Origin of the sequence: Neisseria sp. P0018.S001, assembly GCF_051957355.1 — a bacterium.
GTDB classification, from domain to species: domain Bacteria; phylum Pseudomonadota; class Gammaproteobacteria; order Burkholderiales; family Neisseriaceae; genus Neisseria; species Neisseria subflava_A.
In genome coordinates, this window is the sequence record NZ_JBQCWN010000011.1 from 1 (window position 1) to 22,434 (window position 22,434).

A 22,434-nucleotide genomic window follows, 5' to 3' on the forward strand; every position below is an offset into this window, starting at 1 on the left:
ATTTTTCATATCTTTTTTAAAATCATAAACCAAATACATATCATCATCTAAATTTAAATAGCTCATTTTATATCTCCAATTTTTTCAAAATGAATAATCTGTTTCTCAAAAGTTTCTTTACCGCCAGATTTCCCCAGCCCTGTATTGACTACCCCTTTTCCTTTATTCACATGTGGTTTTCCTTGCCACCGGTTTCTCCGCCTGAGCGCTCGCCGGGACTTTTGCCCTGCCCGATGGCAGTCTCGGCTACGGCCATCAGGATGCCGCGGGTGCGGTTGAAGACGGTTTTATGGCGGTGTTTGTTCATGGCGGGGGGATCCGTAGTGTGTGCGGGTGTGGGGGAAAGGCAGCCTGAAAACGGATAATAGGGGTTCAAACAGCCTTTGGGTAAGAGAAACAAGCGTTATTTTAATATCTATTCATTTCACAAAAACACCTCTTATCTTATTCTCCATAATCTAGTAATTTATTTAATAAGTCATCCAATTCTTTATCATTTAATCCAATTTCATAGAGTACTCTATGCAAACTATAAATCCATCTATTAAAATTATTTTGCTTATTATTGATAATATTAGATATTTTTTTTATTTCCAGAAAGTCTTCCGGGTTAAATCCAAGATCTTTTAATCTGATTTTAATATTATTAATAATATCTTCCATGTTTATTACTTTCTATTAATCTGTTCTGGAAATTGTTTTATAAACTCACTTGGAGTGTAAACTTTTCCTGTTTTTCCATCGCGAACGAATTTGACCCATGATATAGGATAATTTACAGGTAGCAGAATTTGATCTTCACCCCCCCCTATATTTAGGAATTTTTTTATTTAAAGGTTGTGGCGCTACTTTACCAATATTTATTGATTGGTTTTTAGGTATTTCTATGACTGCTTCAAACTGCATTGAACTCCATCTAGGATAAACAGCAGTCTCGCTTCTTCCCGCATTAGAAATTGTTGTTGCATATCCTCCTAATAATTTGGCCTGTTTATCCGTACCACCAAATTTTCTATATACAGTAATAGGCTCTTTGGTGGTTACGGTTTGATACATTCCATTTTTAAAGGTATCGACAATTGCAGGTGGTAGCTTTTGCTTAGTTGTAAGCATAACCTGCTGGGAAATTCTAGTTTGAATTATAGGTTCAAATAACATTGCTGTTGGAGCAGGCAATGCCTTCTGTTCCCAATCCCGACTATTAAATCTCCGCTTTTTCCCATCAGGCCGCACAACCTTCACCGCATTGTCCGACCACGTTACCACAGAGCCTTTCGGTATCAGCTCTCCGTTGGCCAGGCGTTGTTCCTGTGCCAAGGTAACGGTTGTTCCTTTTACCGCTTGGGGGCTTTGGGGAATGCGGGCTTCGCCGACAGGCACAGCTTTCCCGGGCGGAGCCTCGGCCTTGCGGACAATTTTGCTTAAATTCCCGGCACTCTTCACTACCTTTGCGGCGGCAGGCGAGCGGACAATGGCAGATGCCGTCCCGCCGCTGACAACCATAAATGCTGCATTGGCTCCCACTCGGGCATCAAACATTGCGTCCATTCTGCCCGCCAGCTGCGGATCGCTGATGTATGCTTCGTCGCGAACCGCTTTCCAGTTTTCGTAGGACATGACGATTTTGTTGGTTGTTTGCACGGGACTGGAAACGGCTTCGACCAATGGAACGATGGTATTGTCCCACGGGTGGCGTATGCCCTCCCATGTGCCTACAACAATCTCTTTGGCTGCCAGATAGGATGCTTTTAATTCATAGGCTTCGTAAGCGCGGATGTAAAGGTCTTTGTCCTTCTGGTTGTTTTGGTAGATCTTATCTGCCCTGTCTCTCAGGCTTCGTTCGCCGGGTGTGAATCCGTCCAAACGGTCTAGGGCATTATTCTCCACCGCATTCTGCCCCAACACGCCCCCTACCTGTGCGTTGAACAGGGCATTGGTGTTTGCGCCGTCGCTGCCTTTCAGGCTGCCGCCGTAGCCGGCGCCGATGCCCATGCTGCTGGCGCTGTAGCTGCTTTCGTTGCGGATGTCTTCAAAGCTGAAACTGCGGGCGGTCAGTTCGTTGTGATCTTTATCTGCGGCAGAAGCGATGGCACCGCCTTTAAGCCGGACGCTGTCGGCGGTGATGTGGTAGCCGCCTTCGCCGGCAAAGAGACCGCTTTGGCTGCCGACGTTAAAAGACAGCCTGAATATTTTTCAGACTGTCTTTTTGAAGAGATGGAAGTTATTTGTTTCTCAATATCTCAATAAGGGCGGCTTTGGACTGGTAGAAGTCCAAATCAAATAATGAAATGCCTAAATGTTTGCAATATTCTTCGATCATCTCCACAGTCAGCCTGTTTTTTTTGAGTCTTTCGGTATATTTTTCTGTCTGTTCAAACGGCAGCGGCGTGCCATATTCCATAAACTCGACACGACTGGTTTCTTTATGCAGCATAACATTTCTGGTTTCGCAGTCATGACGGGAAACCTGTTTGCTGCCCTCATACAGGGTAAATGAGACCGCACCGAATTCGTCTTTGCCAAAATATGGACGTAAATACATAGTCAATAATCTGATTTTCCACAGCAAGGCTTCATACGGCACACTTGAAAAGTCTGTGCCGTTCCGATTATTGTCTATTAGCAATGACCAATCAGACTGCGTTTCCAACAATAAATATTTGGATGATCCGGTAATCTCAAGCGGATTCAAGAAATCCAATTTCTGACTGAGGGTATACTCCTCATCCAAATACGATAGTTTCGGTTTTAGATTTTGATAAAAATCACTTAAATCCATACGTCTTTTTAGATAAAGATCCAGTGCTTTTTCAAATGGCGCGCCAATAAAATAAAACTGTTTCAGGCTCGGATGGCCGTCTCTTGCAAGAAAAAAATCTTTGTTTACATTCATAATTTAATCCACGGTTCTTAAAATTACAATAGCATCCGGATCATTACTCAATGCTCTTGATGCATGTCCGGCTCCACGGTTCGAACTGGCGCGATCGTATTCGATATAAATTCGTTTATTAGAATCACGCAAGGTGGCTTGGACATCCGGGCGGCAGATCCCTACCCGGCACATTAACTGCGGGCGGTCAGTTCGTTGTGGTCTTTGTCTGCGGCAGAAGCGATGGCACCGCCTTTAAGCCGGACGCTGTCGGCTGTGATGTGGTAGCCGCCTTCGCCGGCAAAGAGGCCGCTTTGGCTGCCGACGCTGCGGCTGTGGCCGCTGGCTTTGCTTTGGTTGTAGTTGCCGGATACGCTCCATGCGGTACCGAGCGCGACTTGGGCGCGGATGCCGCCGCCGCTTTGTTTGCTCTCCTGTTCGACAGTGTCCTGCGGGCTTTCGATATAAAGGGTGCTGCCGACATCGGCGTCGATGCGTCGGGCATGGGCTTGGGCACCATTCAGCACGGTATTGCCCTTGCTGCTGAGCTGCAGTTTGTCCGATTGCAGCAGGGTGTTTTGATGGGTTTGGCTGTCCGAACGGTTTTTGCCTTTGCCGTAGGCCGCTTCGGCGTAGATATAGACGCCGGTTTGGGCACCAACGGAAACCCCGACGCCGACTTGTACGCCGGCATTGCGGTTTTTGCCGTCCTGATGTTGGCTGTCTTGGGCCGACTGCAGCAGGATGTCGCGCGCGGAATCGAGGCGGATGGTGTCGCCCGCAGTAATGTTGCTGCCTTGGACGGTAATGTCGCCCTCGCGGCTGCGGATATTGATGTCGCCACCGGCTTTCAGGCTGCTTTGCCGGCTTTGGCGGTAGTGTTGGTTTTGTTCTTTGCCGGCGGATTTAAAGCCGAAGCCGGCTTCAACGGACAAGAGGACAGCGCCTTGCTGTCCGGTTTGGTTTTTGACGGCGTCGGCCACTAAAAGTATGTTGTGGGAACAGGCCTATGCACTACGTATATACTTACTTACAATAACTTAGAGCTTGTTTTGCTCCTTGTCCAATTTCCGAGTAGTTTCTGTCAACGGGTATGATTATATCTTTTCCATCAATGCCTTCCCACGCATCCGATCTGATATGTTTATTGGGGGAAATTACGATTTCCTTGCTATCCATTTTAATGCTGCACATCATCATCTTTCTAAAAAAAGCTAATTTGGTTTTATACCCCAGTGTTTCTCGTATATGATCAACCCATTGGTTATAGCGTTGAACTCTTTGTACCGGATCGAAAAAATTTTTATATTCTTTACTCCCATATTCAAAAGTTCGACTATTTTTTAATGCCTGGAAAACAGCTTGACCAAGCAGATTGTTATCGACATCCGGAAACAAAATATGAGGTGGGAATAAGGTGTCTAACATTAACAACCTAAATCCGGATTCTGTTTGCACAATGAACGCTTTTTCATTTGCATACAAACTTGCAAAATATTTATTTTCGCACTTATCTTCCATTATTTAATCTCCGTTACTTTAACATTAATACCATGAGTCTTTCCATATTCTATCGCTTTGTTGATTTGCTGCCATTGTTCTTTAGTGGTTTGGGCTGGAATAGCTAAATGTATCTCTCTCCGAGTAATTGTATCAGCATTTAACTTAACACTAGAAAGAGAGTAAGTTTTAAAATTGGCAGCTTTGTCAATATAATTTTTTAAAGTACTATAAATTTGTCTTGGTTTGAGCATCCTTGATGCTGTTTGTGTATCCAATGTCTTAGCACTAATGGCTAAGCCATCACGGGAGTCATAATAATCAAAAGTTTTAAAATTCTTTGGTAGTCGAGCATCCGAGGGAAGGTTTTTACCAACATAATTCTCCCATGGCATACCTTGCTTTCCAATACCATTATTCCATTGGATACCTACTTTTGAATTAGAAACGGTTTTACTTGGTTTGGCAAATAAGATATTTAAATCCGTAACTTTCTGATGTGCAGTTGAAAATTGATTAGCCATACGCCCAGCATTAACATCCAAGCTGGTCAGCGGTCGGTTATATCCGGCCGGAATCGGTCCGCGGATTGCCAACGGAGATTTCTTAACCGAAGCCCCACCAAGACTGACACTACCCAACATTGTTCCGGCACCTAAAAAGAAATTGGCTTTCCCGTGCTCAAGGTTTCCCTGTGTGATTTGATAAGTTCCGTAACTGGCTTGTGCTCCACCAATAGCCATCATCAGATAACGTCCTCGAGTGGTAAATTCCAAACCTAAAGCAATGCCTTGTGCGGTGGAGGCTGCTGCTCTGCCTTCAAAACTATCGGCATAAGCTTTATCCCTTTCAAGGATATTCCAAGCTTTCTCGTATTTCCCTATCGGACGACCTTCCGATAAAAAGAAATGCTTAACAGCAGCCAAACCGGTTTTATACTTTCCTCGGGCATCCTGGATTTCTTTCCAAGAGTTATTCCAATGTTCTCTGACTTTTCTATCTCTTTTGGCTAGCCAAAACGGATAATAAGGTTCTCCATTTCTCAAGATTTCTTTACCTTGATAGAGATCATTCTTAATTTTTCTATCAAGAATTTTCTGATCATCATAGATGATGTCTAGATAGGATCGCAAACTAGCTGCTTCTTGGGTTGTCAGGTCTTTTTTTCCATCTTTTCGATGAAGGTCTGAATAATATTTTCTATATAACTCATTGCTTACTTGGTCTTTAGCAGCCAGCCGCTCAAATTCGGCCTTTTCCTTATTACTTGCTGTATGGTTGAGAATTTTCTCTGTTAAAAGATCGTATTTTTTTCTGTCTTCGTTGTTAAGCAGATTATTCTCCACCGCATTCTGTCCAAGCACACCCCCTACCTGTGCATTGAACAGGGCATTGCTGTTGCCGTTGGTGCTGCCGCTGCCGTTCAGACTGCCGCCCGCCGCACCCACCACCGAAGCAATCGCCCCGGTCTGCGCTTTGATCTCTTCCTTAATGTGCTCGGGCAGAAGGTTGGGATTGAATTTCCCCGTTGTCGGGTCGATGGCGGTCTTGCCGTCGTCGTATTGTTTGGCCAGATACTCGGCTGCGCGTTCGGCGGCAACGGCAGCGCTGCCGCCGGCAAGCGGGTCGGCGCCGTTGGCGTAGGCTAAGGCGGCACCGAGCATAAAGTGGCCGATTGCTTGCGCGGCTTCGTTTTTGTGTTCACCGTGGCCGAAGCGCTTGCCGATGGCGGCTGCAGCATACGGCGCCAACGTATTGGCCGCCAGCTGTAAATCACCCTGTCCGCCCAGGGCGCCGGTAATCAGGGTTTCGGCGGCGCTAAGCGCACGGCTTTTGCTGCCGCCTACGCCCCAGCTTCGGGCTTCTTGGTAAGCTTGGGCATACTTCGCGTTCCCCAGCCTCATGGACAGCCGTTCGCTGTCGCTTTTACCGGCATATTGCTCATAACTGCCGTCGTTTTGCTCTTTCAGACGGCCTTCGTAAGCGGCCTGTTGTTTTTCCAGCTCTTCGGCTGCCGCTTTGGCACGGTTGCCACTATAGGTGGCAACGGCGCTGTGGATGGCGGCAGTCGATTGGGCGACGGTTTGCTGTTTGTCGAGTAGGTTTTGCAGATCGGGAACGCTGTCGGCACCGTGATGGGCAGTGGCCGAATCGGTATGGATGCCGAGAGCGCGGGCACTGGTTTTTTTGCCGCCGATGGTGATGTTGCCTTCGCTGTGCCGCTCGTTCCGTTTGTAGGCTTCGCCGAGGGAAACTTCGCGCCCCTGCAGATGCAGATCGCCGCCGGCATACAGTTGTGCGGCTTCGGTAGTCAGTTTGCTGCCCGCCGCGATGGTGGTATCGCCTTTCAGGCTGCCTATCTGCGAGGAGACTACGGCAGACGATACGCTGTTTTGCTGCAGCTTGGTTTGGGTTTTGCCGTAACCGGCCATCGCCACGCCGTTTTTCAGGCTGCCGGTGAGGCCGGACTTTTTGCGCTCGTGGTTTTCCCAATCCTGGTAGCGGTTGTCTTGTGATTAATGAGGTGGTGGGTAAATCCGCTTACATCCAACACATCATAGCTACTCAAACAATCCGTATAGACAATACTGTCAGGCATAATTTTCTTTGTGATAACAGGAAATAACGTCTCTCTTTTAGCGTTCTCAATAACCACGGTATAAACCTTGCCGCCGCGTTTGAGAATACCAAAAACTGCCACCTTGTCTGCCGCACCGCATCCACGTTTGCCTTTGCGGTGTCCGCCAAAATAGCTCTCGTCCAACTCAACTGAGCCGTCAAAAACCGTATCGGCTTCCAGTGAAAGATGATGGCTGATGACTTCGCGAATCTTGCGGTAAAACAGCACTGCCGAATTGGGGTGGATGCCCGATAAATCAGCTGCTGAACGGGCGGTAACTTCGAGTACAAAAAACTGGAGCAGTTTCTTTTGAATACTCTTTTTTAGTTTACAATGGGTTATCTTCATTTTTGCAGTCTAACATGACTGCTTATCTAGTATAGCCCCTAAATTTTTATTCATGGAGATTTTCATTTATTAAAAATTCGGGTAAGTTTTTAAACAAAAAAAATTCATCTCCCCAATTAATCATATTCAACACTGATTGGGAAAAAATTAGCCGGAACCCGATTTCATCATCATCAAGATATAGTTTTCTCATTTCCAATAGGTCTTCATCTTTAAGGAAACCAAAAAAATCAAAATCGGTTAAATCGAATATTTTAAGCTCTCCATAACTACCTAAAGATACGTTTTCAGCTTCCTTGTTGATTTCATAAGACAGATTCGGTTCGCTGCCATTACACTTAAATAAAACAGGGATCCCTTCCAAATCAAACTGTATTTCATCGGGACGTTGGACATCAATATCAAGATCCGTTTCGTCATATATGAAGAAAAGCCCCTTTACTGATAAAATCCTTCCATTTAACTCATTCATTTATTTACCCTTATCCCTTCTTTTACTGATGGATTAGTTAAGCCATTTTTCAAAATTGTTATAAACTCTCCTTCAGGAGATGTTACTACTACATTATTTCCTTTAATTCTAAATAAAACTGATCCACGTGCATGATTTGCACCTTGCCTGATTCCCTGTCCGTTAAAAGTTCCTACCCTTAACTCATCTGGCCGTTTAGCAATTTCATAAATAAATTTTTTAAAACTTTCTCTTCTGCTAGAAGTTTTCATATCAAATCCATGTTCAGTAGCATGTTTTCCTACTTTGCGACCAAATTGGTTATCGGCTAAAGAAAATCTTTGCGGGTTCTAAGATGCTTTTTGAAATTCCTTAGGAATTTTAGCAAAATCAATTTCTAATCTTGCCAACTCTTCTTGTATCTTGCTTACTTTAACCTCAAGTTGTTCAAATCTTCTAGGCGAGCCTTTCGCATCTTTGGCTAATTCAAACAATTTCTTGGCTGTGCGCAAATCCCCCGCTTCTTTGGCAGCTTCGTAGGCCTTTCTGAAATCGCGGACGGTTTCTAGTTTTTTAGCTACTTTCACTCCTGGAATGGCAAAAATAGTTGCAACAGCATAATCTCTAAACGTGTCGGCCTGTTTGAAATCTTTAATCGTTCCGACAACCGTCATATCGGTAAGCAGTTCGCTGCCAATCCGCATCATTTTTGCATTGGCGGCAATTTCTTCCGGTGATTTGCCGTAAGACATTAACACAACAGTATCGGTTTTGCCGAACTCTTCGCTATGAGCCTGCCTTCTTTCGGGATTAAATGCCATTTTAATCATTGAGTAATATAAAAGGCCGTCTGAAAAATATACTTTCAGACGGCCTTTCAAATGATTCAAAAGAAAATCCTACATTTGCACCGAGCCGCTGACGGTCAGGCTGATCTCTTCCGAACCTGGGGAGGCTGGTACGCCATCTTCTATTCCTGCAGCCATTTCTGCGACGGGGGCTGCCCGCAACATTTTGGCGCGTGCAAAGTCGCCGCCGACTTGGCGGTTGCCGATATGGCCCAGGTTGAGTTTAACAATTTTGTAGCTGGAGAAGCCGAGCGTTTGGGCGAGATTTTGGGCGCGGTCTTTGAAGCGCAGGATAACGGCTTTGCTCAGTTGATCGACGGTTTCTTCACGTTTTTCTTTGGATACGGAAAATGAGGAGCTTTCTAAAACGGCGATATTGATGCTGTCGGCAATCAGGCGGTTGAGTGCTTCAAAGTCTTTGCTTTCTACTTTGAAGTAGGCGTGTTCTTCCCAGCCGTTTTGGGTGCGTTTGCCGTTGGTATATTGATAGCGAGGGGACGCGTTGCGCTCCATCAGCTCAGCTTTAAATTTGCTGTTTTGGGAGATTTTGTTGAACTGGTTGAATTTTTTTATGAAGGCTTGGTTGACGGCTTGACGGTCTTTGCCTTCTGCGTTGACGCTGAAATGCGTGGTCATGGTATCCCGCGGCACTTCCATGTTGGCGGATTCGGAAAATTCAACGATGTTGTAGTTGAGGCTTTCTGCTGCTACAGGCAGGGAGGCAGCTAGCAGTAGGGCGGTAAGGGCTGGGCGGAGCATTTTGGTTTTCCTTGTGATGCGGATTTTAAAAAAGTAATTTAGCATGCAAGATGGAAATGTTGGCTTTGACAAGCTTAAGGATTTGTATGGGTTGAGGCCGTCTGAAAAGAAGTTACTTTGTATCCATCAAGCCGACTTCATGGGGATTGAGGCGGGCTTTTTCTTCTTGGCCTAAGCCGACCAATTTCCGCAAGCGGGTCATGTAGGCATTGACGTCAAGGCCCCGTCCGTAGCGTTGTGCTTCCCAGATGGTTTCTGCCAAGGCTTCCATCATATCGTGTTCGGCTTTGACCCAGTCGCCGTTGTAACGGGCGCAAAGTTGGTGGTGGATGGCACGGATGCCCGGGGGCTGGTTGATGGCGCTTTGCTCTTGCAGGGAAAGGTGTAGAGACATGTGCAGGAATGGGTTGCTTTCGCCGTCTTCGGGCAGCCATTCTTTATCTAAATATTGTTCGATGTCTTCGAGATAGTGTCCGTATTCGGGATGGGCTTCGATGATGCGCAAAGCTTTTTGTTGCAGGCCGTCCAATTGGAGCGGTGCGAGCCTGTGTTGCCAAACGTGGGCGAAGAAACGGCGGACATCGTGGGTGTTTACGTCATACATGATGGGTGTGATTTGATTTTGGGATATGTGATTATATAGCGATTGCGATAAAAAAGGCCGTCTGAAAAATATGTTTTCAGACGGCCTTTATTTTGCAGGGTTTAGCGGCGGTCGATGATTCGGTAATACACTTCGCCGTCTTGGACATAGCCCAATTCGACGCGGGCAATTTCGGCAATGGCCTCTTGTCCGTGTGCCAAGTCTTCAACTTCCGCATTGAGGAAATTGTTGCGTAAAGTGAGCGTTTGGTTTTTTTCCTCCTGACGGACGAGCTGCTCCTGCAATTCTTCCGTATGCCCGACGCTGCCTTTACCAAACCAAAGGCTGTACTGACAGCACAAAAGTGCGAAGGTTAAAACAAAAGTCACCCACTTCATACAATCAATACCCTATATTCTGCTTATTTGCCCAATTGGTAGAATGCGGCTTTGCCAGGGTAGTAAGCGGCTTCGGCCAATTCTTCTTCGATGCGCAACAATTGGTTGTATTTCGCCATGCGGTCAGAACGGGACAGGGAGCCGGTTTTGATTTGCATACAGTTGGTGGCAACTGCCAAGTCGGCAATGGTGCTGTCTTCGGTTTCGCCGGAACGGTGGCTCATTACGCTGGTGTAGCGGTTGCGTTTGGCCAAGTCAACGGCTTTCAGGGTTTCGCTCAAAGTACCGATTTGGTTTACTTTAACCAGCAATGCGTTTGCCACGCCTTTTTCGATGCCTTCAGCCAAGATTTTTGGATTGGTTACGAACAAGTCGTCGCCGACCAATTGAACTCGGCCGCCCAATTTTTCGGTCAGCAGTTTCCAGCCTTCCCAGTCGTTTTCGTCCATGCCGTCTTCGATGGAAATGATTGGGAATTCGTTAACCAGGCCTTCCAAGTATTCGGCAAATTCTGCGCTGGTGTAAGAGCGGCCTTCGGCTTCCAAGTGGTATTTGCCGTCTTTGTAGAACTCGCTGGATGCGCAGTCCAGGGCGAACAATACGTCTTCGCCTGCTTTGTAGCCTGCGGCTTCGGTTGCTTCGACGATCAGCTGCAGGGCTTCTTTGTGGCTGTTCAGGTTAGGTGCGAAACCGCCTTCGTCGCCAACGGTAGTTGGGAAGCCTTTGCTGTCACACAGTTTTTTCAGTGCGTGGAAGATTTCGGCGCCGCAACGCAGAGCTTCGCGGAAAGATTTTGCGCCGACAGGCATGATCATGAATTCTTGGATGTTCAGGCTGTTGTTGGCATGTTCGCCGCCGTTGATAACGTTCATCATCGGAACAGGCAGAGCCATTGGGCCTGCACCGCCCAAGTAACGATACAGAGGGAGGCCTGCATCTTCAGCGGCCGCGCGTGCTACGGCCATAGAAACAGCCAAAGTGGCGTTGGCACCCAAGTTGCCTTTGTTTTCAGTACCGTCCAATTCGATCATGATTTGGTCGATATAAGATTGTTCGTTGGCATCGATACCGATGAGGGCTTGCGCGATTTGGTTGTTGACGTGGTCAACGGCTTTCAATACGCCTTTGCCCAAGTAACGGGATTTGTCGCCGTCACGCAGTTCCAAAGCTTCTTTTTGGCCGGTTGATGCGCCGCTTGGTACGGCCGCGCGTCCCATAACGCCGGATTCCAACAATACGTCACACTCTACGGTAGGGTTGCCGCGGGAGTCCAAAATTTCGCGTGCAAAAATATCAACGATTGCGCTCATGAATATCTCCAAATAGGATGGTAAAAGAAAAGTAGCTTTGTTACGTTTCAGACGGCCTTAAGGATGATTGCCAAAGTCTGATGAATGCAGACATTATACCGTCTTTGCCAGGTATGGCATCGGAGTCGGTATGAAACCGACTGTAAGTTTGTTTCACGTCAATATCGCTCGAACAAACATAAGCCGTATAGTGTAACATTTTTTACCCTTTTTAGGGTGAAAAGCTGATTAAATAAGGCATAAGGCCGTCTGAAAAACGGATTAGTCTTCGCCCAAAATCATCGAGCCTACGCCGTCATCGGTCAGTACTTCCAAGAGCAGGGCGTTGGGAACACGGCCATCTATGATATGCGTGGCTTTGACACCGCTTTTGGCGGCTTCGACGGCAGAGGCAATTTTAGGCAGCATACCGCCGTACAGCGTACCATCTTCAATCAGTTCGTCAATGCGGCTTGGCGTCAGGGTGGTCAATAATTTGCCTTCTTTATCCAGTACGCCGGGGATATTGGTCATCATCAGCAGTTTTTCGGCTTGAAGTTTTTCCGCCAGTTTGCCGGCAACCAAGTCAGCATTGATGTTGAACGCTTCGCCGTTTTGACCTACGCCGATGGGTGCGATGACCGGAATGCAGCCGCGTTCGACCAAGCCTTCCACCAAACGGGTATCGATGTCCGCCACGGTGCCGACTTGCCCAATGTCCACGCCTTTTTGTTCGGGCGTGTCAATCAGGAGTTTTTCCGCTTTGATGAAGTGGTTGTCCCGGCCGGTAATGCCGACGGCGCGGCCACCGAAGGTGGTAATCATGGAAACGATTTCTTTATTGACGTGTCCACCCAAAACCATTTCTACGATGTCCATGGTTTCGCTGTCGGTCACGCGCATGCCTTGAACAAACTCTCCTTTTTTGCCAACTTTTTCCAACATTTCATTGATTTGCGGGCCGCCGCCGTGAACGATGACGGGATGCAGGCCGATCAGTTTGAGCAGGACGACATCGCGTGCGAAGCCCTCTTTTAAGGCCGACTCGGTCATGGCATTGCCGCCGTATTTGATGACGATGATGGAGCCGGAAAAACGACGGATATAAGGTAAAGATTCGGCAAGGACGCGCGCTTTGATGGCAGGGGAGACAGATTGTTGCTGAGTCATGGTTTCAACCTTGTTTCATAATTTCGGCCTTTATCTTAATCCCAAAGGCCGTCTGAAACAATATTTCCAAGCGCTTGAAATCCTGTTAAATCAGTTAAATGGTTGAAACCAGCCTCATGCAAACGGTAAAATGACGGTTTGCTTCGGCCTCTTCGCCGATTACTAAGGATACCCATGATGAAAATCAGCACCCAATTCGATGCCGGTTCGGTCGTTGTCAAAGACTTGAGCAACCCTGCCGATATCCGTCTCGCCCTGCGTCCCGACAATGCTTCGGAGTTTGCCCAATGGTTTTACTTCCGTTTGCAGGGTGCGGCCTATCAAAACTGCGTGATGCATTTTGAAAATGCGGCGGACGCTGCGTATCCTTTGGGCTGGGAGGACTATCAGGCTTGCGCCTCTTACGACCGCCAAAATTGGTTTCGCGTGCCGACCAGCTATGAAAACGGCGTGTTGACCATCAACCATACGCCTTTGTCCAACAGCGTTTACTACGCCTATTTCGAGCCTTATTCCAACGAGCAGCATTTGAATCTTTTGGGCGATGCGCAGGGCAGCGGCTTGTGCCGTATCGACGACTTGGGCAGTACCGTTCAAGGCCGTGACATCAATCTTTTGACCATCGGCAACCAAGTCGAAAGCGACATGAAAGTCTGGATTATCGCTCGTCAACATCCGGGCGAAACCATGGCGGAATGGTTTGTCGAAGGTTTGCTGGGTCGTCTGCTTGATCCGCAAGATCCGACCGCGCGCATGCTGCTTGACCGTGCGACTTTCTATATTGTGCCGAATATGAATCCGGACGGTTCGGTTTTGGGTAATCTGCGCACCAATGCCGCCGGCGCCAACCTCAACCGCGAATGGGAAAACCCGACTTTGGAGCGAAGTCCCGAAGTCTTTACCGTCCGCGAAAAAATGATGGAAACCGGCGTGGATTTGTTCTTGGATATTCACGGCGATGAAGGCCTGCCGTTTGTCTTTGTGGCCGGTACCGAAGGCGTGCCTAACTACAACGAGCGCATCGAAGCCTTGGAAGACCAATTCAAACTCGCGCTGCTCAATGCCAGCCCAGATTTCCAAGACGATTACGGCTATGATAAAGATGCGCCGGGTCAGGCAAACATGACTTTGGCGACCAACTGGGTCGGCAATCATTTCAACTGCCTTGCCTATACTTTGGAAATGCCGTTTAAAGACAATGCCAATCTGCCGGACGACGATTTCGGCTGGAACGGCCAACGCTCGCTGCGCTTGGGCGAGGCTATGTTGTCTGCTATTTTAAATGTGGTTGACGATTTGCGTTAAACCATCCGACACCGCATACAGGCCGTCTGAAAGTTCAGGCTTTCAGACGGCCTTTGAGATAAGGAACACACATTATGATGATACATCCCCAGTTTGATCCGGTGCTGATCAGCATCGGCCCGCTTGCCATCCGCTGGTATGCCTTGAGCTATATCGTCGGCTTTATCCTGTTTACGATTTTGGGCCGTCGCCGTATCGCGCAGGGCAATTCTGTGTTTACCAAAGAAACACTCGACGATTTCCTGACTTGGGGTATCTTGGGCGTCATCTTGGGCGGCCGTATCGGCTACGTTTTGTTTTATAAATTTTCCGACTATCTTGCCAACCCGTTGGATATTTTCAAAGTTTGGGAAGGCGGTATGTCGTTTCACGGCGGCTTCTTGGGCGTGGTCGTTGCCATGTGGTTGTTTGGCCGCAAGCACAACATCAGTATCTTGAAATTGATGGATACCGTTGCGCCGCTCGTACCGCTAGGCTTGGCTTCCGGCCGTATCGGCAACTTTATCAACGGCGAACTTTGGGGACGCGTGACCGAACTCAATGCTTTCTGGGCGATGGGTTTCCCGCAAGCGCGTTACGAAGATGCGGAAGCTGCGGCGCACAATCCTTTATGGGCCGAATGGTTGCAACAATACGGCATGCTGCCGCGCCACCCGTCTCAGCTTTACCAGTTTGCCCTTGAAGGCATTTGCCTGTTTGTCATCGTTTGGATTTTCTCGAAAAAACCACGTCCGGCCGGACAAACGGCAGCATTGTTCTTGGGCGGTTACGGTTTGTTCCGCTTTATTGCAGAATTTGCCCGTCAGCCTGATGACTATCTCGGCCTGCTGACTTTGGGTTTGTCCATGGGGCAATGGTTGAGCGTGCCGATGATTGTATTGGGTGTGATTGGTTTTGTTTGGTTTGGCCGTAAAAACAGCGTTGCCAAAGCATAAATAAAACAAGAAATAAAGGCCGTCTGAAAAGGTTTTCAGACGGCCTTTTTATGGCTTTAAGAAAACGGATTTTGGGTTTAACCGAAAAAGCCCATTTTGACTTGAATGAGTTTTTCCAACTCCGGTAGGACGCGGCGGCGTGAGACGAAGAAGATAATGTGGTCGCCGTCTTGGAGGATGGTTTCGGTGTGGTGTCCCATGATGACCTCGCCGGTTGCGCCGCGGACGATGGCGGCGATGTAGCAGTCGCTCGGCCATTTGATGCCGCTGATGCGGCGGCCGACGATGGCGGAAGTGTTTTTATCGCCGTGTACCACCACTTCAATGGCTTCGGCTGTACCACGGCGCAAAGGATGGACGGCAACGATGTCGCCGCGGCGGATGTGGGCGAGGATGGAGCCGATGGTAATCAGATGGGGGGAAACAACGATATCGATTTTGTTGCCTTCGAGCAAATCGACGTAGCTTGAGCGGTTGACGATGGTAATCACGCGTTTGGCACCAAGGTTTTTCGCCAACAGGCTGGACATGATGTTGTTTTCGTCATCATTGGTCAGCGCGCAGAAGACGTCGATTTCGTCGATGTATTCTTCGTCCAGCAGGGTTTCGTCGGTGGCGGAACCTTGCAGGACGAGGGTGTTGTCCAGATTCTCGGCCAGCCATTCGGCGCGCTGGGGTTTGTATTCGATGATTTTGATGTCGTATTTGGATTCAAGCTGCTTGGCGAGGCGGTAGCCGATGTTGCCGCCGCCGGCAATCATGATGCGGCGGGTACGCGCTTCTTTCGGACGCAATTCACGCATGATGGCTTCAACGCTGTTGATGTCGGCAGCAAACAGGACTTCATCGCCTTCAATGATGACGGTTTGCGGCGTTGGGACGATCAGGCGGTTGTTGCGGTAGATGGCGCAGATTTGGCAGTCCGCACCTTCGAGCAGGTGTTGGTTGATATCGGCAATTTCACGGCCGATCAGCAAACCGCCTTTGCGTGCTTGAACAATCACCATGCGGACTTGGTCGTTGGCGAAACTGAGTACCTGCAATGAGCTGGTGTAGTTGAGCAGGCCGACGAGTTGTTCGGTAACTAGCTGTTCGGGGCTGATGGTTTCGGTAATGCCGAAGATGTTGAGGCTGCCTTCTTCGGGGTTATCGCTGCCGTCAACCGGATATTCGAGGTATTCGCTTGAGCGCACGCGTGCGATGCGGCTGGGGATGTTGAATAGGTCGGCGGCGATTTTGGAGGCGACAATGTTGGTTTCGTCGCTGCGGGTCAGGGCAAGCAGAAGGTCGGAGTCCGCCGCGCCTGCCTGTTCGAGGGTAAAGGGCGATGCGCCGTTGCCGACGATGGTTTGGACATCGAGGCGGCTGCTGATGCGGTTGAGCGCTTTTTCGTCGATGTCGATGATGGTAACGTCGTTGCTGGGAACAGAGGCGAGGTTTTGGGCGACGGTCGAGCCGACTTGGCCGCTGCCGAGGATGAGTATTTTCACGGTAATCGAGTGTGTTCGGTAAAAATGAAATTGTAACAAAAGGCCGTCTGAAATTGGAGTTTCAGACGGCCTGATTTTTCAATCGGCTAAAGGATTACCAATAGCCCAAGGCTTTCCACCACAAGATGCCGACAGTGCTGAAAATCAGAATTTCGACCACGCTCATGATGAAGCCGGCTTTCCACCATTCGGTCATGGTCACATAGTTGGAGCCGTAAATGACAGGTGCAGAACCTGTGGCGTAGTGGGTCAGCGACATCATGATGCCGGTAGCGGCTGCCATAATCAGGGCAAACAGCATCGGTGGTGCGCCCAAGGCCAAGCCTGCGCCGTAGAATGCGCCGAACATGGCGGTAACATGTGCCGTACCGCTGGCGAAAACGTAGTGGGCGTAGAGGTAGGCCAGCATCAACAGGGCGCAACCGGCTTCCCAACCCAAGCCCATGTGGGCGATACCGCTTTGCATGGAGTCGGACAACCAGCTGATGAGGCCCAGTTTGTTGAGGAAGTTTGCCATCATAACCAAGGCAGCAAACCAAACAATGGTGTCCCACGCGCTTTTTTCTTTCAGCGCATCTTCCCAAGTCAGTACGCCGGTCAAAAGGCACAGGCTCAAGCCGAGGAAGGTGGTGGCGGTAGCATCAACTTTCACGCCGAACAGCATCTCAGGAATACCCGCCCACAACAGCAGCAGAACCAGGAAAATGCCCAGCATGATTTTTTCTTCACGCTTCATCGGCCCCATGGCAGCCAAATGCTCTTTTGCCAATGCAGTGGCGTTAGGGGTTTGTTTGATTTCAGGCGGATACAGGAAGTACAGCACCAGCGGCATCAGTAGTATAGCAAGCAGGCCGGGTACGATCATTGCCAAGAACCAAGTACCCCAAGAGAGTTGGATTTGCGAATTGGTGGCTTTGGCAACCAATTCGACTACCAGCGGATTGGGTGCGGTGGCAGTGATAAAAATCAGACAGGTAATTACGTTGGAGTGGAAGTTGACCAGTGAAAGGTATTTACCGATTTTACCTTCCGTACCTTTTTCAGGGTCAGAGTCGAAGCTCAGGGCAATGGATTTCATAATCGGATGTACGATGGCACCGCCGCGCGCGGTGTTGCTCGGCGTTACCGGACCGATGACCAAGTCCGCCAAAGCCAAACTGTAACCTACGCCCAGCGTGCGTTTGCCGAAAAGGGAGATCAGCAGGTAGCCGATACGCATCCCTAAGCCGGTTTTCAACAAACCGCGCGAGATGATGATGGCGATACCGATCATCCAGATGAGTGAGTTGTTGAGGCTGCTCAAAGCGTCTTTGGTTGCGTCTGCAGCTTTTTCGTTGGTCACACCGGTCAGTGCAACCAAGGTAATGCCCAAAATCGCCATTGCGCCGATAGGCATGGCTTTGCCGATGATGCCGGCAATAATGCCGACGAACAATGCCAAAAGATGCCATGCGTCAGGCGATACGCCTTGAGGAACGGGGATAACGAACCAGATAAGCAGCGTCAGCACAAGTGCGACCGCAGCAGGAATTGGCTTGAAGCCCATGTTGAATCTCCTAATTTGAGGATTGAAGTATTGGGAAATCGGTTTTCAGACGGCCTGAGTGTTGCTGAAGCCTGTCTGAACGTATTTTGGTAGATTCGGAAGGTATTTTCTTATTGGGGTTTCTCTTCCATCTTGGAAAGAAGAGAATGGGAGGCGGGTATCGTTTTTCAGACGGCATTTACAGTGATAGGCCGTCTGAAAACAACGCCGTTTTACTCCTGTTCTTGCGACAGGCCGTATTCTTCGGGGAAGGTACGCAGCGAGCTTTGCAACACGGTAACCGCGCCGTCAATCAAACCGCAACGGCCGCTTCGTGGCAGCAGTTGGCACAGGCTTTGCAAGGCGCGCAGGTCGTCGGGAGTGCCGATGCCGGTGTCCACACGGTTGAGCAGGCGGGAAAGCTGGAATGTGCCGCCTTTGCAAGGCGGGCATTGACCGCATGAGTTGGAAGCAAAAAATTCCACATATTCGGCTACTTTGCGCACCACGCTGGTGCCTTCGGAAATCACAATCATCGCGCCGGTACCGAGGCTGGATTTGCGTTCGCGTACGGAAACGAAGTCCAAAGGCACATCCAAATCTTTTACGGTCAAAAGCGTGTTTGACGGGCCGCCGGTAAATACGGCTTTAAACGTACGGCCTTCGAGCATACCGCCGCCGTGATCGTAAATCAGCGATTGAAGGGTCGTACCCATCGGCAGTTCGTACAGGCCCGGATTCAATACGTCGCCGGAGAGCGAGTAGAGTTTCGTGCCTGCGGCATCGCCAAAACCCAAAGATTTGTACCATTCCGCACCTTTGGCAAGGATTTGCGGAATATTGGCGAAGGTTTCGGTATTGTTGATAAGGGTCGGCTCACCGTTGACACCGCTTTCGGCTGGGAAAGGCGGCTTGCGGCGGGGGAAGGGGAAACCGCCTTCCAGCCATGAAATCACGGCAGTTTCTTCGCCGCCGATATAACGGCCTGAAGTTTCAACCAGTTGCAAGTCCAAAGGTTTACCCAAGTAGTTTTCGATGCGGATAAACAAATCGCTGTTTTTCCATTGCTCGATGGCCGGTGTGATGGAAGCGATGGATTCGGTTTGATGAGGGTTGACGTACAGAATCGCTTTGTTGGCACGGCAGGCAACGGCGGCAATTAGGACGCCTTCGATGACTTGGTGCGGGGTATTTGCCAATAGTACGCGGTCTTTAAATGTACCCGGTTCGTCTTCGTTGGCATTGCAGACAACGTATTTATCGCCATTTTTGCTTTGGGCGGCAACGGCGGCCTCCCATTTGCGCCAAGTCGGGAAACCTGCACCGCCCATACCGCAAAGATTGGCATCTTGCAGTTTGGAAACAATGCTTTGAGGATCGGCAAGCGCAGCCAGCAAGCCTTCGCCGCCACCGACTTTGCGCCAGGCGGCTAAATCTGCGCCGACTTGGCGGGAAGGATGCAGTAAGTTTTGATTGGCTTGGTTCATGATTGTTGCTCCTGCAAACCGGCGTGTTCGCGCAAATCGAATTTGCCGTAGTCGGGATATAAAACGGGGGCTTTGATGTCGCTGGTCAGACCGGCGCGGGTCATTTCGCGTTGCAGGTCATGGACGTGTCCGACACCGCCGCGTACTTTTTTCAGCGGCAGGCCGCAACCTGCGGCGGCTTTACCGGCACGGCGGCCGAAGCTGATGATGTCCAAAAGCGCATTGCCCATCAGGCGGTTGCGGCCGTGAATACCGCCGGTTACTTCGCCGGCGCAATAGAGGCCTTCAACGCAGGTTGCGCCGTCGCCGTTGATTTCGATACCGCCGTTTTGATAGTGCAGGGTCGGATGAATCATGACCGGCTCAACGGCAGGGTCGATGCCGCATTTGTGGGCAACGTGGCCGAGTGTTACCAAACGGTTTAATACGTCAGGATCGTTGGCAATCAGGCGCGGGGTGTCGAGGAATACGCCGACTTGTCCGTCGCGTACCACGCCGCGGCCTTCGCGGCATTCACGCAGAATCGCAGCGGCAACAACGTCGCGCGGTTGTAATTCGTCAACGAAACGTTCGCCCAAACCGTTGACCAGTTTGGTGCCTGCGGAGCGCACGGCTTCGGAAATCAGCGCGCCTGCCAAGTGTGGAGGGTGGGCAACGCCGGTCGGGTGGTATTGGAAAGAATCGACATCGCGCAGTTTGGCGCCGATACGGTAGGCCATCACCAGGCCGTCTGCAGTCGCGCCATAATGGTTGGAAGTGGCAAAACCCTGCAAATGCAGGCGTCCGCTGCCGCCGGTTGCCAATACCACGGCTTTGGCGTGAACCAACACCAAAGAGCGTTTTTCCAAATCGTACAAAATCGCGCCGACGCAGCGGCCGTGTTCGTCTGATAATAATTCGATGGCGGGGTGGCGGTTGAGCTGGGTAATGTTTTCGTCGAGTTCGACTGCCTCGCGCAGTACGCGCATCATTTCAAGGCCGGTAAAGTCGCGGTAGCTCAGAATGCGCGGCACGGTCGTACCGCCTGCACGCTTGCGGCTCAACATGCCGTTGCTGTCTGCGCCTTTAGTCAAGTCAAAAGTCATGCCCAAGCCAATCAGCCAGCGGATGGCAGATGGTGCATCGGTAACCATTTGTGCCACCAATTCTTTTTTGCCGACGTTGTGGCCGCCTTTGATGGTGTCGTCAAAGTGTTGTTGCAGGCTGTCTTCTGCGCCGACCGCTGCTTGAATGCCGCCTTCGGCCATCACGGTATTGCTGTCGCCGATACGCAGTTTGTTCGCCATGATGACGCGTGCGCCGGCTTCAGTCGCAGACAATGCCGCCGCTGCGCCCGCACCGCCGCCGCCAATTACCAATACGTCAGTGTTTAAATGTTCAGCGCCTGACAAATTATAGTCGTCAATCAGAGGCTGACTGATTAAGAGTTTGGCTAAATCAGGATGGCAGTAATCGCCTTGGTTTGGACCGATAGGCAGTTTCACACGGGCATTTGCCTGATAGTCAGGGTGAAATTGGCTCAGTAATTCGTTTTTTTCAGGTAAATCGCCGCGCAGCTCCAATGAGGACGCACGCAGGTTGGCAAGGGCGGTTTCGTAGTCTATGCCTTGGATTTTGTTAACCATTACACTGACTCCTCTTCAAATTCGACTTTCATTTTGCCGCTGTCGATTTCGCGTAGGCGGCGCATCAAATCCACAGGACGCAATGTGCGCGCTGCTTTCATACGGCGAGCGAACAGGCCCAAGTGGTTCGGACGGATGTGTTCGGGGCAGGAGAGGGTGCAGAGGTTGCACATCACGCATTGGTCAAAGGTCAGCGCAGCCGCGCCGAAATCACCGGAAACTACCTGCGCTACGCCGTTTTCTACTTGTAAACCTTTAGGACAGGCGCGATTACAGCCGCCGCAATGACGGCAGTTTTGCGCTTCTGGGAAGGCTTTGGCGGTATCGTCCAACCAGTTCCAGCCATCACCAATCTCGCCGACGTCGTAATATTGGATGTGCTCCGGAATAAAGTAATCCAAGAAGCTGACCTGCATACCTTCTTCAACTTTGGTCTCGCATGCCAGTGCGGTGGTGACTTCGCGCTCGCCTTCTTTACGAATCATGCAGCGGCAGGAACCGCATACGCCTTGACCCATACAGCCGACATTGGCAGTAATCGCATTGCCTGAACGGGCATAGGCTTGGATGATTGACGAGTCGGCGGAAGCTTTGATTTCATGGCCGTCTATGGTCAGGGTTAACAAATTTTCACTCATGGTTTGTTCCTGTGAAATTGGAAGGTGGAATAGTGGGTAATTTGATTAATTGTATTTTTATTACATTTGTGCGTATGAGGAAAATATTCAAGTGATTTACTCAGAAATTCTTTTAAAATCAATGTTTATATATATAAGGCGAAGTGTATCAGAATTTGTTGGATTTGATGATAGGGAGGGATTAGCCTTGCTTAAGGAAAAGATTGTAAACAAAATATGCCTATTATTTAGACAAATTTATTACAAATACTTGATTTTAAAAGTAAAATAAAATTACTTTTTTAGTGTAAATTTTAAAATATTCGTATATTTACTAGTAAAAATCATTATTATATATCAGTTAATTTTGCATAGATTGTTGTATATATTGAATAATGTTCTGACAGGCAAGCAAGTGAAAAATTGTTATAAAATTTCAGAAAATCAAACAAGTTTGATATCAGTCAAGAAGATTGAGGGAGGAAATGACACGGATTTTACAATTGTGTATTGTATTGGAAAGTAAGAAAGGCTATCCAAAATTTAGATAGTTCTCTTTTAAATACAGGCTATTAAATTTACTATCTAAATGCTTAAGGCAAATATTTTCAG

At 49.1% G+C, this 22,434-nt stretch carries 21 protein-coding genes and 2 pseudogenes; 2 read left to right on the forward strand and 21 right to left on the reverse strand.

Features of this window, described 5'->3' with window-relative positions:
- Positions 1-166: 166 nt before the first annotated feature.
- From ACTHTJ_RS08200 to argB, 16 genes and pseudogenes are all read right to left on the reverse strand, one after another.
- A complete protein-coding gene (locus ACTHTJ_RS08200) occupies positions 167-307 on the reverse strand; it encodes an ESPR domain-containing protein (RefSeq protein ID WP_159069511.1) in 141 nt (46 codons plus the stop codon).
- A 137-nt stretch (positions 308-444) separates the two neighbouring features.
- Positions 445-663, reverse strand: a complete 219-nt coding sequence (locus ACTHTJ_RS08205; RefSeq protein WP_070583538.1) for a hypothetical protein — start codon at positions 661-663, stop codon at positions 445-447.
- 501 nt (positions 664-1,164) lie between these two features.
- Positions 1,165-1,416, reverse strand: a pseudogene (locus tag ACTHTJ_RS08210) (hypothetical protein); the annotation flags it as partial.
- A gap of 805 nt (positions 1,417-2,221) precedes the next feature.
- Positions 2,222-2,893, reverse strand: coding sequence for a hypothetical protein (locus tag ACTHTJ_RS08215; protein WP_070583536.1), 672 nt, complete (start codon positions 2,891-2,893; stop codon positions 2,222-2,224).
- Between the two features lie 173 nt (positions 2,894-3,066).
- Complete coding sequence (locus tag ACTHTJ_RS08220) at positions 3,067-3,807, reverse strand: hemagglutinin repeat-containing protein (protein WP_440360946.1); 741 nt, start codon at positions 3,805-3,807, stop codon at positions 3,067-3,069.
- Positions 3,808-3,898: 91 nt separating this feature from the next.
- Positions 3,899-4,393: a contact-dependent growth inhibition system immunity protein gene (locus ACTHTJ_RS08225; RefSeq protein ID WP_019271746.1), complete on the reverse strand. Its 495-nt coding sequence runs from the start codon at positions 4,391-4,393 to the stop codon at positions 3,899-3,901.
- Positions 4,393-6,804, reverse strand: a complete 2,412-nt coding sequence (locus ACTHTJ_RS08230) for a hypothetical protein (RefSeq protein ID WP_440361038.1) — start codon at positions 6,802-6,804, stop codon at positions 4,393-4,395. Before ACTHTJ_RS08230 ends, ACTHTJ_RS08225 begins: the two co-directional genes overlap by 1 nt.
- A gap of 80 nt (positions 6,805-6,884) precedes the next feature.
- Positions 6,885-7,340: pseudogene (locus ACTHTJ_RS08235) on the reverse strand (IS1595 family transposase); the annotation flags it as partial.
- A gap of 46 nt (positions 7,341-7,386) precedes the next feature.
- Positions 7,387-7,812: a hypothetical protein gene (locus ACTHTJ_RS08240; protein ID WP_002231633.1), complete on the reverse strand. Its 426-nt coding sequence runs from the start codon at positions 7,810-7,812 to the stop codon at positions 7,387-7,389.
- Entirely contained in the window at positions 7,809-8,063 is a 255-nt protein-coding gene (locus tag ACTHTJ_RS08245; RefSeq protein WP_070585516.1) for a hypothetical protein, read from the reverse strand. The genes ACTHTJ_RS08240 and ACTHTJ_RS08245 overlap by 4 nt, the downstream gene beginning before the upstream one ends.
- Before the next feature lie 78 nt (positions 8,064-8,141).
- Positions 8,142-8,681, reverse strand: a complete 540-nt coding sequence (locus ACTHTJ_RS08250) for a hypothetical protein (protein WP_141745181.1) — start codon at positions 8,679-8,681, stop codon at positions 8,142-8,144.
- A 9-nt stretch (positions 8,682-8,690) separates the two neighbouring features.
- The gene (locus tag ACTHTJ_RS08255) at positions 8,691-9,398 is read right to left on the reverse strand and encodes an SIMPL domain-containing protein (RefSeq protein ID WP_070585520.1); all 708 of its coding nucleotides are present in this window, start codon (positions 9,396-9,398) and stop codon (positions 8,691-8,693) included.
- 112 nt (positions 9,399-9,510) lie between these two features.
- Positions 9,511-10,002: a DUF1841 family protein gene (locus ACTHTJ_RS08260; protein ID WP_070585527.1), complete on the reverse strand. Its 492-nt coding sequence runs from the start codon at positions 10,000-10,002 to the stop codon at positions 9,511-9,513.
- Between the two features lie 101 nt (positions 10,003-10,103).
- Positions 10,104-10,379 carry a cell division protein FtsB gene (gene ftsB / locus ACTHTJ_RS08265; RefSeq protein WP_003679613.1) on the reverse strand — a complete coding sequence of 92 codons (276 nt, stop codon included), beginning with the start codon at positions 10,377-10,379 and terminating at the stop codon, positions 10,104-10,106.
- Positions 10,380-10,402: 23 nt separating this feature from the next.
- Positions 10,403-11,689 (reverse strand): phosphopyruvate hydratase, encoded by a 1,287-nt coding sequence (gene eno / locus ACTHTJ_RS08270; protein WP_070585529.1) that lies wholly within the window; start codon positions 11,687-11,689, stop codon positions 10,403-10,405.
- Between the two features lie 261 nt (positions 11,690-11,950).
- Positions 11,951-12,838, reverse strand: coding sequence for an acetylglutamate kinase (argB, locus tag ACTHTJ_RS08275; protein WP_070585531.1), 888 nt, complete (start codon positions 12,836-12,838; stop codon positions 11,951-11,953).
- Between the two features lie 174 nt (positions 12,839-13,012).
- Between argB and ACTHTJ_RS08280 the strand changes: the two genes are divergently transcribed.
- Together ACTHTJ_RS08280 and lgt are read left to right on the forward strand one after the other, a co-directional pair.
- Positions 13,013-14,143 (forward strand): M14 family metallopeptidase, encoded by a 1,131-nt coding sequence (locus ACTHTJ_RS08280; protein WP_070585533.1) that lies wholly within the window; start codon positions 13,013-13,015, stop codon positions 14,141-14,143.
- A gap of 74 nt (positions 14,144-14,217) precedes the next feature.
- Entirely contained in the window at positions 14,218-15,078 is an 861-nt protein-coding gene (lgt, locus tag ACTHTJ_RS08285) for a prolipoprotein diacylglyceryl transferase (protein ID WP_003746206.1), read from the forward strand.
- A gap of 77 nt (positions 15,079-15,155) precedes the next feature.
- Here the strand turns inward: lgt and trkA are convergent, their stop codons facing one another.
- From trkA to ACTHTJ_RS08310, 5 genes are all read right to left on the reverse strand, one after another.
- A complete protein-coding gene (trkA, locus tag ACTHTJ_RS08290) occupies positions 15,156-16,568 on the reverse strand; it encodes a Trk system potassium transporter TrkA (RefSeq protein WP_070460290.1) in 1,413 nt (470 codons plus the stop codon).
- Positions 16,569-16,662: 94 nt separating this feature from the next.
- Positions 16,663-18,114 (reverse strand): DASS family sodium-coupled anion symporter, encoded by a 1,452-nt coding sequence (locus ACTHTJ_RS08295; RefSeq protein ID WP_070585535.1) that lies wholly within the window; start codon positions 18,112-18,114, stop codon positions 16,663-16,665.
- A gap of 212 nt (positions 18,115-18,326) precedes the next feature.
- Positions 18,327-19,580 carry a complex I 51 kDa subunit family protein gene (locus ACTHTJ_RS08300; RefSeq protein ID WP_070585536.1) on the reverse strand — a complete coding sequence of 418 codons (1,254 nt, stop codon included), beginning with the start codon at positions 19,578-19,580 and terminating at the stop codon, positions 18,327-18,329.
- Positions 19,577-21,205, reverse strand: a complete 1,629-nt coding sequence (locus ACTHTJ_RS08305; RefSeq protein ID WP_070585538.1) for an FAD-binding protein — start codon at positions 21,203-21,205, stop codon at positions 19,577-19,579. Before ACTHTJ_RS08305 ends, ACTHTJ_RS08300 begins: the two co-directional genes overlap by 4 nt.
- Entirely contained in the window at positions 21,205-21,843 is a 639-nt protein-coding gene (locus ACTHTJ_RS08310) for a 2Fe-2S iron-sulfur cluster-binding protein (protein ID WP_070460283.1), read from the reverse strand. Before ACTHTJ_RS08310 ends, ACTHTJ_RS08305 begins: the two co-directional genes overlap by 1 nt.
- Positions 21,844-22,434 lie beyond the last annotated feature (591 nt).

Bases quoted from the DNA above. Each gene is read 5' to 3' on its own strand.
- ACTHTJ_RS08200 (WP_159069511.1), bottom strand. From the start codon at position 307: ATGAACAAACACCGCCATAAAACCGTCTTCAACCGCACCCGCGGCATC.
- ACTHTJ_RS08205 (WP_070583538.1), bottom strand. From the start codon at position 663: ATGGAAGATATTATTAATAATATTAAAATCAGATTAAAAGATCTTGGA.
- ACTHTJ_RS08215 (WP_070583536.1), bottom strand. From the start codon at position 2,893: ATGAATGTAAACAAAGATTTTTTTCTTGCAAGAGACGGCCATCCGAGC.
- ACTHTJ_RS08225 (WP_019271746.1), bottom strand. From the start codon at position 4,393: ATGGAAGATAAGTGCGAAAATAAATATTTTGCAAGTTTGTATGCAAAT.
- ACTHTJ_RS08230 (WP_440361038.1), bottom strand. From the start codon at position 6,804: ATGGCCGGTTACGGCAAAACCCAAACCAAGCTGCAGCAAAACAGCGTA.
- ACTHTJ_RS08240 (WP_002231633.1), bottom strand. From the start codon at position 7,812: ATGAATGAGTTAAATGGAAGGATTTTATCAGTAAAGGGGCTTTTCTTC.
- ACTHTJ_RS08245 (WP_070585516.1), bottom strand. From the start codon at position 8,063: ATGAAAACTTCTAGCAGAAGAGAAAGTTTTAAAAAATTTATTTATGAA.
- ACTHTJ_RS08255 (WP_070585520.1), bottom strand. From the start codon at position 9,398: ATGCTCCGCCCAGCCCTTACCGCCCTACTGCTAGCTGCCTCCCTGCCT.
- ACTHTJ_RS08260 (WP_070585527.1), bottom strand. From the start codon at position 10,002: ATGTATGACGTAAACACCCACGATGTCCGCCGTTTCTTCGCCCACGTT.
- ftsB (WP_003679613.1), bottom strand. From the start codon at position 10,379: ATGAAGTGGGTGACTTTTGTTTTAACCTTCGCACTTTTGTGCTGTCAG.
- eno (WP_070585529.1), bottom strand. From the start codon at position 11,689: ATGAGCGCAATCGTTGATATTTTTGCACGCGAAATTTTGGACTCCCGC.
- argB (WP_070585531.1), bottom strand. From the start codon at position 12,838: ATGACTCAGCAACAATCTGTCTCCCCTGCCATCAAAGCGCGCGTCCTT.
- ACTHTJ_RS08280 (WP_070585533.1), top strand. From the start codon at position 13,013: ATGATGAAAATCAGCACCCAATTCGATGCCGGTTCGGTCGTTGTCAAA.
- lgt (WP_003746206.1), top strand. From the start codon at position 14,218: ATGATGATACATCCCCAGTTTGATCCGGTGCTGATCAGCATCGGCCCG.
- ACTHTJ_RS08295 (WP_070585535.1), bottom strand. From the start codon at position 18,114: ATGGGCTTCAAGCCAATTCCTGCTGCGGTCGCACTTGTGCTGACGCTG.
- ACTHTJ_RS08300 (WP_070585536.1), bottom strand. From the start codon at position 19,580: ATGAACCAAGCCAATCAAAACTTACTGCATCCTTCCCGCCAAGTCGGC.
- ACTHTJ_RS08305 (WP_070585538.1), bottom strand. From the start codon at position 21,205: ATGGTTAACAAAATCCAAGGCATAGACTACGAAACCGCCCTTGCCAAC.
- ACTHTJ_RS08310 (WP_070460283.1), bottom strand. From the start codon at position 21,843: ATGAGTGAAAATTTGTTAACCCTGACCATAGACGGCCATGAAATCAAA.